General features: G+C 42.9%; 16 protein-coding genes. 14 read left to right on the top strand and 2 right to left on the bottom strand.

Annotated elements, in window-relative coordinates; genetic code table 11:
- Positions 1-139: 139 nt before the first annotated feature.
- Positions 140-256 (bottom strand): leader peptide SpeFL, encoded by a 117-nt coding sequence (gene speFL, locus VOA_RS19130; protein ID WP_001893294.1) that lies wholly within the window; start codon positions 254-256, stop codon positions 140-142.
- Positions 257-1313: 1057 nt separating this feature from the next.
- The gene (locus VOA_RS09275; protein ID WP_000102477.1) at positions 1314-1985 is read right to left on the bottom strand and encodes a helix-turn-helix domain-containing protein; all 672 of its coding nucleotides are present in this window, start codon (positions 1983-1985) and stop codon (positions 1314-1316) included.
- A 71-nt stretch (positions 1986-2056) separates the two neighbouring features.
- Between VOA_RS09275 and VOA_RS09270 the strand changes: the two genes are divergently transcribed.
- The 14 genes from VOA_RS09270 to VOA_RS0117830 all read left to right on the top strand — a co-directional run bounded on the left by VOA_RS09270 (position 2057) and on the right by VOA_RS0117830 (position 12424).
- A complete protein-coding gene (locus VOA_RS09270) occupies positions 2057-2275 on the top strand; it encodes a hypothetical protein (RefSeq protein ID WP_000758146.1) in 219 nt (72 codons plus the stop codon).
- 16 nt (positions 2276-2291) lie between these two features.
- Positions 2292-2627: a hypothetical protein gene (locus tag VOA_RS0117800; RefSeq protein ID WP_000833776.1), complete on the top strand. Its 336-nt coding sequence runs from the start codon at positions 2292-2294 to the stop codon at positions 2625-2627.
- Complete coding sequence (locus VOA_RS20390; RefSeq protein ID WP_000084978.1) at positions 2624-2956, top strand: helix-turn-helix domain-containing protein; 333 nt, start codon at positions 2624-2626, stop codon at positions 2954-2956. Before VOA_RS0117800 ends, VOA_RS20390 begins: the two co-directional genes overlap by 4 nt.
- 1 nt (position 2957) lies before the next feature.
- A complete protein-coding gene (locus tag VOA_RS09265) occupies positions 2958-3929 on the top strand; it encodes a hypothetical protein (protein WP_001278802.1) in 972 nt (323 codons plus the stop codon).
- Positions 3930-3935: 6 nt separating this feature from the next.
- A complete protein-coding gene (locus tag VOA_RS09260) occupies positions 3936-5693 on the top strand; it encodes a DDE-type integrase/transposase/recombinase (RefSeq protein WP_000992438.1) in 1758 nt (585 codons plus the stop codon).
- A complete protein-coding gene (locus tag VOA_RS0117810; protein ID WP_001094672.1) occupies positions 5665-6774 on the top strand; it encodes an ExeA family protein in 1110 nt (369 codons plus the stop codon). Before VOA_RS09260 ends, VOA_RS0117810 begins: the two co-directional genes overlap by 29 nt.
- A 2-nt stretch (positions 6775-6776) precedes the next feature.
- Complete coding sequence (locus tag VOA_RS09255) at positions 6777-7238, top strand: hypothetical protein (protein WP_001064710.1); 462 nt, start codon at positions 6777-6779, stop codon at positions 7236-7238.
- Between the two features lie 141 nt (positions 7239-7379).
- Positions 7380-7646 (top strand): hypothetical protein, encoded by a 267-nt coding sequence (locus VOA_RS19135; protein WP_001881557.1) that lies wholly within the window; start codon positions 7380-7382, stop codon positions 7644-7646.
- 405 nt (positions 7647-8051) lie between these two features.
- Positions 8052-8420, top strand: a complete 369-nt coding sequence (locus tag VOA_RS09250) for a Mor transcription activator family protein (protein WP_000881595.1) — start codon at positions 8052-8054, stop codon at positions 8418-8420.
- The gene (locus VOA_RS0117820) at positions 8407-8727 is read left to right on the top strand and encodes a Mor transcription activator family protein (protein ID WP_000189109.1); all 321 of its coding nucleotides are present in this window, start codon (positions 8407-8409) and stop codon (positions 8725-8727) included. Before VOA_RS09250 ends, VOA_RS0117820 begins: the two co-directional genes overlap by 14 nt.
- Before the next feature lie 18 nt (positions 8728-8745).
- Positions 8746-9324: a hypothetical protein gene (locus tag VOA_RS09245; RefSeq protein WP_000059472.1), complete on the top strand. Its 579-nt coding sequence runs from the start codon at positions 8746-8748 to the stop codon at positions 9322-9324.
- Between the two features lie 60 nt (positions 9325-9384).
- Positions 9385-9756 (top strand): hypothetical protein, encoded by a 372-nt coding sequence (locus VOA_RS0117825; protein ID WP_000401422.1) that lies wholly within the window; start codon positions 9385-9387, stop codon positions 9754-9756.
- A gap of 323 nt (positions 9757-10079) precedes the next feature.
- A complete protein-coding gene (locus VOA_RS09240) occupies positions 10080-11879 on the top strand; it encodes a hypothetical protein (protein ID WP_000068602.1) in 1800 nt (599 codons plus the stop codon).
- A 137-nt stretch (positions 11880-12016) separates the two neighbouring features.
- Positions 12017-12424, top strand: a complete 408-nt coding sequence (locus VOA_RS0117830) for a response regulator transcription factor (RefSeq protein ID WP_232202787.1) — start codon at positions 12017-12019, stop codon at positions 12422-12424.
- The last annotated feature ends 59 nt before the right edge of the window (positions 12425-12483 follow it).

Genomic DNA, 12483 nt, shown 5'->3' on the forward strand with positions numbered 1-12483 from the left:
TAATAGCTGGCAAAATCAACATGATTTAACATCACGCAAAAGCGCGCAAAGGAAGATCAGTTGATATGCCTTAATGCCTCGACATGAGGAAAGCAGGTATAGGACGAATCTTTAGCTGACAAGCAGTCTAAAGCACTCGTTACAGATGAGATGTCGATTGGGTAAAGAAAGAGTAGTCAAAGTAGTCACGGTGAGACGGCATCATGATGTGCCGAGTCCTGCGAATGTGTGCCATGATTTTTGATTTCTTTTTCATATACAACTCCGTTACAAATAATCAAGAAACCAGTCTACGTCGTTTTGCTTAGAAAGCAGGCGCATTCTATACCCCACGGAAAAATTAAAATTTGACCATCATCACACCTTAATACGCATAGATATATATTTTAGATTTATTTACCAACAAGAATAGGTATTGCCATATATATCCTAGGAATTGAGCAAAACTATAAGAAAATAATATAGCGGAGAACAAAATAAACAGAACAACGCACTATCAAACACTCGTAATCCAACCGGATAAAATGCAACATTAACAACAAATACCACATATTTAATGACATTCAATAACACTGCTGTTTTTCAATTTGACGTGAGATCCTACTACTCCCCTTCAAAAGAACTGTACAACATTCGTATCACCCCAAAATGCGTGTAAGCAAAGGAAACCGACATTTGACTCTTGCCCACTTGGCAGAAATTGGATCACAATGGCTCCACTGATTGGGCTTCAAGTACTTAAATTTCAAAATCCATACCCCAAAACGACTTGGAGTTGCAGATAAACGGCACAATAAGAAAGAGATAACCTCTTCGTTTGACCCATCTTTGGTATCAACACCCACTCGCTAGGACACACAATAGCTTATGGATAAGCATCGGATTTTTGAATTAGCCAACCAACTTAGGTGCGCAGAAAACTCAGCATCGATACACCATTGGTTCGATGAGCTTAAAAAAGATATTTCATTTGAATTCAGCATATTAGGTACATTTGGAGAGTATTCATCTCTAGAACCACTCTGCTATGGATTCTCTCCAACCCAATTTTCGACTTGCTTTGGCCATAAAAGATCAGAAAACGATCCTTTCGTTGCGGCTGTTGTATAGAACCAAGATAATAATGGATCGGCGTCAAGATAATAAACTAATGTCGCGGGATTATATTGGAAACCTAGGTGTTAAAGGGGATTGGTTTTGAGACGGTCGTCCCATCTGTTGGCGAGTGTATTTCTTGCATAGTTGTAAGCTAAACCATCTCCAATAAGGTTTAACTTACAACCGTCAAACAATCTCATCGTAACGATACTATTTTAATGTGGTGCCTTTAGCCTTTTCTTTAGTTCCGCTATTTCACTCTTAAGCTGCTCAACCTTACCAACTTCTTTCATGTATTTAGCCACCAATTTATCCTTCTTGGTATCGCCCTCAATAAAGGTTGGTATTAAACTTGCGGCCTGCTGAGCTATAGGGGTGGTCACTTTAAGGTAACTCATTGTGTTTATTTCATGCACATCTTCTAAGAAAAGATCATCAGAAGGTTCAAAGCCATTATTGACATCCTTTAGAGCATCCGCAGCTCCAAGTAAAGCTTCAGTAAGTGGAACATTCATTTCAGTAAAAACAATCATTGCCTCACAAAGCCTTGCTAAGTCATTAAAACCTATAGCTATTTCAAATGCGCCACCATTTTGAAAGTTAAAACCTGTAGCCCATCCAATGTTTTCTACACAATATGTAGGAATTGATGGTTTTGTATCAAGTAGCAACGCGTCAGCGGTTACTCCCTCCGATGAGTAGCTTTCTATAATTCTTTTCAGCACATCAATTGATGGCGTCAGTTCTCCTCTCTCATATCGACTCAACGTATCTTTACTTACTCCTATTTGACCTGCCATTTGAGACTGATTAAGGCCAAGTTGAGTGCGAACCGATTTAAGCCTTCCACCAAAAGTAGACTCATCCGCCTTTATTTCTGTTGACATATAGATTTATCCGCCTATTATTTGTGACTAGTTAGTCGGATTAGTCTAATTCAAACCGAAGGAGGTTTAAAGTGAAAAAAGTCACATCACCATTGTCAGTTGAACAGTTTAATGCTCTAAAAAGCGGTTTTGTAAAGCAAGGAACATCTTTTAGCCGCTGGTGTTTAGAGCATGGTTTCAACCGTGCAAACACTAAATCGGCGATTTTAGGAAGCTGGAATGGACCTAAAGCTTGTGAGCTAAGAACCAAAGCAATTATTGCTTCTGGTATTTACAACGAATTGATTTAGAAAGGAAATTGCTCTAATGAAAAGTTGCAAAGAAAAAAGAGCCTACGAACAGATTGTTAAGATCTTGTCTTCGTTGAACGTCTATCAGGCAAAAAATGTATTGGACTCAGTTTATCGCTCGGTATCGTTTGTAACACCAGAGCCAACTCGCATTCCAAACAACTACAAAAGCAAAATAGATTCGGACAGAGAGTTACATGATTTCATCATGAGTCTGGATCTTGAGTTCCTTCATCAAAAAGATGTCCTGCTAGCTTGTATCGATAAGTTTGGAAAAAAAAGAGCGCCTTCAAGAACATCTTTGAATAGGGCATGGAAAAAGCTTCTCCATAAGAAGGGTGAATGCCTATGAGCCAATATAAGCACTCTATCTCAGGTTGTAATTTGAAACCGACTCGTTTGACTCTAAAGCTTCTTGAAACCCTAGTAGAGAATGGTGTTGAAGGTCTGAGTTTAAAGAGTCTCGGTGATCTTTCTGGTCTCCCGAGAGCTAGCGTTCACCGCTATTTGCAAATTTTGGTTGATAGCGGTTGGGTAGAAACAATCGGCGAAAAAAACTCCATGTTATGGAAGCCATCAAAACACTTTATCCAATTGGCATTCAACTACCGTAACGCCGTTCGCGCAGAAGTTGATCGCATTGGAGCTGAATTTAGAGAGTTAACAGGAGAGGATTTATAAGATGTCCGATGAACTGAAGCAATTAATGACAGCTCAACAAGCATTGAGCGATGCGCAAGAACTGAATGCCGCTGAAGCATTAACGATTTCTCAAAGTGAAGGAACAAAACTTGGTGAAGCCGTAGATTTGGGTGCTCTTTTGGGGCGTGCTCAGATGGCCGAAAGACTGTCAAAAATTACCGACGCCGTGAGTTTGAGTGCATTGAAAGAGATCAAAGAGTCTAAGAAATACAAGGCGTTAAAAGGAATCACCTTTTCAAAAAGCTCGACTGTCGGCAGTAATTTAGTTGTTCTAAAAGGCACTTGGGAAGAGTTTTGTGAAATCTATGGCAGTTCAAAATCAACCGTTGATGAACGACTAAAAAATTTAGACGTATTTGGTGCTCAGGCTCTAGAGTCAATGAGCGCAATAGGTATGACTACCCGAGACTTACGCCGACTTCGCCAACTGCCTCAAGAAGATTTGACCGTTATTGTTGAGGGTGAAGTGGTTAAAGTTCAAGACCGCGATGAAGCCTTGGAAATCATTGAAGAGCTGTCGGCAAAACATCGCCAAGAAAAACAAGCTCTGCAATCCGAAGTCACTAAGTTGACACAAGAAAAACAATCTAATGAAAGGCTGCTAGCGGATAAAGATAAGAAGATTAATGACTTATCTAAGAAGCTCGATACGCCGCTTTCACCAGCACAAGCGCGCCAGAAAGAAGAAGAACTCAACAGCAAGTTACTCGATCAATTGAACGTGGCAACTCTGGCCGTCGATAGTGGTTTGGCTCGCCTGTTTGATGCGATTCAAACGATTCATGACAACCCACATCCGACCGATATTGATGCTGCTTGTGAAAATGCGTTGTTCCATACCCTAGAGCGATTCCTCGCCTTATCAGCAGACCTAGGGATTAGTGCGCACGTGCTTAGTCATTTAGAGCAATGGCATGCAGAAAATGGCCTGTTCTTGGGTAACGAGGGCTGATCCACGATGAATGCACTTGAATTAGAACGCGCACAATATCTTAAACGTCTGATGTCGGATCTTGACCGCTCTGGGCGTGGCCAAAAAGGGGTTATTGTTCAAGCTGCAATGGATCACTTGTGTATTTCAAAAAGCAAGCTGTATCAAGAGCTAACGGATTTAGGTTGGACATCTGGGCGAAAAACACGAGCGGATAACGGAGACTTAGCTCTCACGAAAGAAGAGACCGAGCTGCTTTCGAACATGATCCGCCAAAGTAAGCGAGAGAGCGGCAAGGCACTGATGACGGTTCGTGATGCCGTTGATATTGCATTAGCCAATGGGGAACTCACGAGACACGTATCTGAATCGACAGTATTACGCGCTTTTAAACGCTTTCGTGTTCATCCTGACCAGCTCGATATGATGGAGACAACCATGAGTCAGCGCTCGCTTTTTCCCAATCATGCTTGGCAGTTTGACGTGTCGATTTGCGTACTCTACTACCTGCGTGGCGGTAAGGGATTGCAAGTGATGTCTAAGGATGAGTTTTACAAAAACAAGCCAAAGAACTTAGACCGTATCGTCAATGAGCGAGTATTGCGCTATTTAGCCACAGACCATTACAGCGGCGCTTTCTTTTTACGCTACTACCTTGCTCCAGGTGAAAACACAGAAACCATTACTCAGTTCCTATTGGAAGCGTTCTGCGAGCGTGATACTGGTGAATTGATGTACGGCGTTCCTCAGATCTTAATTTGGGACGCAGGGTCTGCAAACATCGCCCACCAAACGCGACACATGTTGGACATGCTGGAAGTGAAACATATCGCTCACACACCAGGTCGTCCTTGGGCGAAAGGTCAAGTGGAATCGACGCATAACCTCGTAGAGCGCCGTTTTGAGGGGCGACTAGCCTTTATGACAGTGCAGTCTATTGAGGAGCTGAATCGACACGCGGTGCAATGGTCTATTGGTTTTCAGTCTCTTAAAGAGCACAGCCGACATAAGAATAGCCGCTTTGGGCTGTGGCAAACGATACGGGCTGAGCAGTTGCGGCTGATCAAAGACGTGAATCTGGTGAAAAGCATGATGCAACAAACTAAGCCAGAAGTTCGCAAAGTGCGTCCTAACGAACTAAGCATCAGCTTTGCACCAAAAGGCTATGCATCAATGGATTACTCGCTGGCTCACATTCCGCACCTTATTGCGGGTGATGAAGTGAAAGTGTTTGCAAATCCATACAAAGCGCCAGCTATTCGTGTGATAAGTGTGGACGACTCAGGACAAGAGCACACTCATGAAGCAACGCCAATCGAGCGCGATGCTGCGGGATTCAACTTGCTTGCGCCCATCATTGGTGCTGAACACAAATCGGTACGTGAAACAGATGCTGATCACAACCGCAAGCGATTAGACATACAAGCTTGGGGAACGGACAACCCACGCGATATTAAGAAGCTCCGCAAAGGAAAAGTAGCAGCATTCGATGGCCGAATTAATCCTATGGCAGACATTGAGCAGCAAGTTGTTCCCTCATTTATGCCAAGACGTGGCACCGTAATGAGTATGGAGGGACAGCCGTTAACCGAGCAAAAAATGTCGTTTATTGGGGCTTTAAACCGTCTTCAAAGACGTTTGAACCCAACCAAAGAGGAACTTGCTGTCATGAGAAAGGTGCTCAAACAGCAATACCCAGATGGCATGACCGACAATGAACTACAAGTCTTTACCGAACAATGGGAGCAAAAAGGCAATGAACACGCTCAGAGCGCGACTAGATAAGGCAGGCACAAGCATACAAGCATTGGCTGACTATTTAGCGATGAACTACAGCACAGTGCAGAGAGCGGTGAAAATGAACGAACCGCCTAAGAGACGTGCAGAAGAATTTAAAGAAAAAGTCGAAGCGTTTTTTGCTTCGCACGGCCTGGAAGGAGTAAGCGGTTGGTCAAAGGCGGCAACCAATGACCAACCTGATCCCCAGACTGAAACAAATCGAGAGTTAGAACTGGAGAATCCTATGTTAACACAAGAAGCTATGAAGCACTTTAAGCTATTTCGCAACCCTTTTATTAATGACATTCGCGCTGTTCGCGACATCTATATGAATGAAGATAGTCGATATGTTTTAGCTGCGATGAAAGATGTTGCAAGGAATCAAGGTATTTTGGCTGTTGTGGGAGATTCTGGCGCAGGTAAAAGCGTGCTGCGTCGATTGCTACTAGATGAGCTACATAACGATGGCGATATTTCAGTGATCCAACCCAAAATCATCGACAAGACGCGCGCCACCGCAGCAGGTATTTGTGATGCAATCATCAGCGATATCAGTAGTGAAGCACCTAAGCGCAGTATGGAAGCTAAAGCAAGACAAGTGGAACGTCTACTTATGACAGCATTCAAAGGAGGACAGCGCCACGTTCTGATCATTGAAGAGGCTCATGATTTGACGATTCCTGTCATGAAGTACCTTAAGCGCTTTTGGGAACTTGAAGATGGTTTTTCAAAGCTGCTGGGTATTTTATTGGTTGGACAGACAGAGTTGTTTCACCGCCTCGATGAGCGTCGTCATTACGAACTTCGTGAGTTTATTCGACGTTGTATGGTTATAGAGGTTCCACCACTTGATAACGATATTGAAGCTTACCTCAAGCATAAGTTTGAACGTGCAGGATGTGAGTATGAGCGCATCATGGATGATAGTGCGGTTCCTGCCTTGAAACTGCGTTTACAAACTCGCCGCAACCAGTCAGGAAGCTTGGTTTATCCTCAGGTCATCAATAACCTGGTAACCAAAGCTATGAATCTTTGTGCTTCTTTAGGCGAAGACAAAGTAAATGAAGAAATCATTAAGGAGCTGTAGCCATGAACAATCAGAATGATAATGGCCTTTTGCCCTTTAACGTTGGAGAGTTAGTCAGTGCAGTTCATTTCGATTGCAATGATTTTGATACGGCTGACTACATCCCCAGTGTCCAGTTCCGCCAAGACTTACACGATAAACTCGGTTGTGCGGTAAGTAACTTGAATAGCATTTTGTCTATTTACAATCAGTGGAAACAAGGCCAGTTATCTTGTAATTGGTCTGCTGTCAGTGAGTTGACACTCAGAACGCAAGTTGTCAGTGGACAATTCAAAACGATTTCACAGATGTGCCGAAATGATCGAAATGGGATGGTTTATAATCCTTTGTTAAATGGTGGCATACCAGATCTATCAAAAGGATTAACACCCTTAGAGTGTTCGGAGTTGAAAGCATTGTTGGATGGATTACACCCAATTGAGCTGTTACAGTTACTAAGACATCAAAAAGGAAGTTTGGTATGAATAATCATCACTTGAGTGCTGCTGAAAGCCATGAGCTAGCAACACGAGTATCAGCGTTAGGTGCAAAACAGGTTTTGCTTATTCTCCGCCAAATTCAGGATCAGTCGTTGGATTCGTCCATGAAAAACAGAGGCCTTATCTATGAACGAGCATTACGAACAAAAACTGAAGCAGGCTCTACGGCAAAAATCGGTCATGCCGTACTTGACCATCATACTCGGCCCCACTAAAGAGCAATGTCCTGTGCATACAAAGAACAAAGGCCTAGTGTTACCTGTTGATGACCGCTACTGGACAGAGTTTCCAATGCGAGAGACTTCGGCTTGTCGGTGTAGTATCCGACAGGTATCGAAATATGAATACCAGAAGTTAAAAGCCGAAGGCGTTCTGGAAGTGCCAGTAGATTAAACCGCCTTCAAACAAGCCAATCTTTAAATGCCTTTTCATTAGAAAAGGCATTTCTTTCTGAAACGCCCTCAAATCAATTTCTAGCCGTGATGCGAGCATTCACTTGTCTAAAAAAGTTTAAATCAATCTGGTGCGATTTAAACAGGGTTTAAACATGGTTCCTACACATATCAGCGCTTATATATGACTCCCACAATATCCAGACTCCCATTTGCCAATAGCAACTTCCGTTAATTTAGTTATTACTGCAACGAGGATTATTCTTGTATTGCGGTTGGGACATATGGAGATAAGTCGGTTCTCCATTAAATGGCAATACACTTGCCATCAACTTGGCGTAGCCCTATCTGCAAATTTGGATAGGGTTACGCTAGGTTCTTTGATGTCTAAAAATAGAGGATAACGATGTTAGCTGTAGAAAAAGCAATCCCATTAGTTGTTGACGCTTTAAGCAAGGGGCTTTTTAGCTTTGATGATATTGAAAGCGGTGATGCTTTATATCCAGAGCTGCTAAGCGATGTTCATGACATTTTTCTTAGTGTCATTGAAGACTCAGGAATTGAAGATAACGGGTTGGCATTACATCTGGTTTTTAAATTGATGGAATACGGCAATGGTGTGCAGTTTTACCTACCTAAGCCTGACTCTATTGTAAAAACCATTATCAAGAAAATGATGAAAAATGACTTCAACGGCAGCAACTACGTTGAATTAGCTAAGCGTTATCAGTGTTCAACGAATCATGTAAGGAGAGTTATCAATGACACCTACTGATAATCAAAGGTTGCTTGTTATTTCAAAACTCACTCCTAGCGCTCAAGTGCTCTACCGTGCATTAGATGAAGCTATTCATCAAAGTACTGGTAAACCTGATGCTCTAAAGATTATTTTCGATCTTAGTGAGCAATTAGGAGGAAGAACTTTCTACTTTCCTTTGGGCGGCGTGGCGCGAATTACTCAACGAAACATTGATATCTTTGCAGACTACGAGTCAGGTATGTCGGTAAGAGAACTTTCAAAAAAATATAAGTTAGGTTTCAACACGATTTTTACTGTCATTCGCAAATTCAAAAAATCATAACTAGATAGGAAATTAACCATGTCATTAAGTACCTTACAAGCAGAATTGGCTTCAGCAAAAACAGAGTATGAAGCTAAAGAGCTAGAGATCAGAAACCTATTTTCTGAAAAAAACACTCAAGAACGCCGCCTACAAACACTAGTTGCTCAAGTCGCGGCTAAGCGTAAAGAGTTATCGAATGCTTTATCGCAATCTTCTGCTGAAACTCTAACCAGTGAGCTGCAATCATTGGAATCTCAGCATCAAGCATGTCAAACCTTGATCAATAACATCTCCAATTATCTAACAGTTAAGGCTGGATTGGATAAAAAGAATGCCTCTGAACTTGTGGAACGTGCGCAAAAAAATTTACTCAATTTCATCTACAACAGCATCAAATCAGAACTCAAAGTCTTAACTGATGAGCAAGTAGAGTTGATGAAAGATTTTGTTGTGATCGAAAAACTGATTCGTAGTGAATTGTCAGATAGCGTACGCCAAAGTTATTTCCTAGGATGCGTTTTCGATGAATTATACGGTCAATTAAAAGGCTCTGACTTTACTAGCCATAAAGAAAAGATGCTGAAAAAGTACGATGCAGAATCGTCCATTGGATAGTCGTCAGTCGATTTATTATCTCAGTGGCTCACTGCCACTGAGACTGCGAAAGGAATGAAAATGGAACATGTGTATCAATTAGTCGATGGCATTGTTTTTAAGGGTAAATTACAGAAACAAGTCACGCTTCACCCAATTGATAGTGTGTCCTACGACTTAGTTGAACAACTAGTCGAAGAACAACTGCAACATATACAAAATCAAGCAGATGTTGTCTTGGTTAATGATAGTCACCTCCAAGGGCTTAAAGGCTATATGCTTTTAAACGAGAGCGCGGCGAGTTCAATATCAAAAATCGGTGATGAGAATGTCGATTTGATGTTCCTCGACTTATGTCAGCTAAACGTCAGTGCTCAAGATTGGAATGTGATCCTCACTGCAAACCTTGCAATATCGGAATACTACGCAAGTCAGGGATCGATGCTTGCCTAACAAAAGTAATGGTTTGGTATAACCCTCTAATCTAAAGAGGAGTATGCGAAATGGAAGTAATAAAATTTAACTTAGAAGATGGTTTTAAAGTTTGTGATTTTTACCAGAAAGAGTGGGCGTATAGCAAAAAAAACGGCAACGCTAATAAATTTAAAAGCAGTCTAGAACATCTTCAGATCATCTGTAATTGCGTCTAGCAGTGGTATTGGCGTGTTCTGTAATCGACCTCTTCTTATCACTGGCGAGCGGCTACGCGAGAGCGTATCAAATCATGCCACTTTGCAGGTGGCTGCACATGTACAACAAGCTGAAGGATATGCCCAATGGCTCAGCAGCTAAAAACTGACATCTCAATCAACCTCGCAGGCAACCTCGCGGCCAAAGCCAAGCAATATGGCGCATCAATGAGCGACTTCGCACGCAAGAATGATCGTGCCATGACTCTGCTCAAAACCTCAGCAGATGCCGCAGGTCGTGGCATTGACTCACTCGGCAACCGCTATATTGGCCTTGCTACCGCTTTTGCGACAGGCGCAACCGTGCGCAATGTGGCGGCACTGGAAGCGCAAATGGTGCGCATTGGTACTAACGCCAAGCTCTCTAGTGATCAAGTTGCCCTGCTCACCAAGCAGCTTGAAGCGATGTCAGTGCAAAAGGATATCCGCATTGGTACTGACCAGTTGGCCGCAGGCGTGGACGAGCTGCTAGGGAAAACGGGTGACTTTGAATTCGTGCAAGAGAACCTTGAGAACATGGGTTTGTTCATGCAAGCCTTCGGGGCTGATGCGCGTTCAACGGGTGCGCTGTTTGCCCAGTTCCGTGAGAAAGGTATCCGAGATGCCAAAGACGTGATGAACACCATCGATGAGCTGTATGGTCAGTTCGCGATCGGTAGTGTCAACGTCAAAGACTTGGCCGATATTTCTGAACAGCTCTTTGCTACATACCAAGGCAAAGGGCCAGAAGCGATTACCCAAATGTCTGCACTTGTTCAGCTTTTTAATAAGACAAAAGGAACCGCTGATCAATCGTTGACATCAATTCAGGCCGTGTTCGCCACGTTCAGCGATAAAAAGAAAGTGGAGTTCCTGAACCGTCAGGGCATCGAAGTATTCAAAAAAGGCACCAAAGAGCTGCGCGAGCCAGTCGAACTGCTCTTAGAAATTTTGGATAAGGCCAAGAATGACCCATTGAAATTGGGTGATGTGTTTGACCAAACCAGCTTGCAAGGTTTGGCCTCTCTCTACTCTCAAGAGAATAAAGATTTGCTGCGCTCGATGATTAGCGGCACCGCAGAGATGGGGGCAACCCAAGAAGCCGCCGCCAAGAACGCCGCGACCATGAATGCGGCTATGGCATCCTTGAATAACAGCTTCAATAAGTTTTCCAACGAACGCTTAGCCGAGCCGATTAAAGAACTCGCGGACGCGATCAACTCTGTCGATGATGAAACCATTCAGAATTGGCTCAAGTGGGGTGAGACGGCACTATGGGCTGTAGGTGGAGCTATGGCATTTAAAAGGTCTGTTGATGCGTATCGGTGGGTTAAGGGTGGTTCTAGTACTGCTGGTTCTACTGGTGGTTTCTCTGATTTAGGCACGATGCCTGTATATGTTGTGAACATGCCAAGTGGAGGCATGAGTGGTGCTACATCTGTTGATGGTAGCGTAAAGAAAGGGAAGGCAACATCAAAAGCACCAAGGCTTCTTTCTCCCTCATCTGTTGTTGGTAGCATTGTGCCTACTTATTTGGCTTATGAGGCAAGTAGTATGGGGGCAGACATTGTTGATTCTGTTTTTGCATCTATTTTCGATGGATATCGAGAGGCAGATAAAGAGTTTACAACAAAAATGAAAGCGTTTTTGGGAGACAAGGAGGCTCAATCTCAAGATGTTCAATATTATGGAGCTGACCCTGCAAAGTATGAAGTCAAGCCAATGTCTCCCCCCGAATACATGATAGGCGGGTATAATCGGAGTCCGATATCAACCCCTAGTTCGTATCTTGCAGCTCAAGCAGGAGAGATGAGACTAAAAGTAGAGGTCTCGGACGATAGGGTAAAAGTGACTCCTACTTACCTTCCAAAAGGATTTTCTGTAGATCCAGATACAGGTATCAACTAGGTGAAAATTGTCGATAAAATGAAATCGTCATCCCATGCTATGGGATTCTCTGTAATTTATTTATCTTGAAATTTTAAGTGCTTTATCTTGGCGCGCTACAGGCTGTGCTGCAATCGGGAAGAGGAATAATGGCTTTAATGGATCACTATAATCATCCTGATTACGGTAAAAGGTTGCTTCTAGCCGGCCAACATGGTGAAAAAAAAGCGATTTTTCTGACCTCTTTTGGCAATAGACACCCATCCAATGATGAGATCGATACGCTCTATTTACTCACTCCTCATTTATATATGGCGTCAGACTCTATCGCACACCAATCACAGCAGTTACATCTGCCGCCCCCTCTCAATCCATTAACCGATCGAGAATGCGAGCTGCTCCCATGGCTAAAACTGGGGAAAAGCAACTGGGAAATCAGTCGCTTATTGAACATCAGTGAACGCACAGTGAAGTACCACCTGCAAAACATTTATCGGAAACTGGAAACACATAATCGTACCCATGCAATTGCGAAAGCGATTGAACTCGGTTGGTACAAAGAATAAGTGGCAAAATGGATAGGCTTAGAAATTCCTAAGCCTATCATCGAGACACTAACTCCCAG

This window comes from Vibrio sp. RC586, from assembly GCF_000176715.1.
Lineage (GTDB): Bacteria > Pseudomonadota > Gammaproteobacteria > Enterobacterales > Vibrionaceae > Vibrio.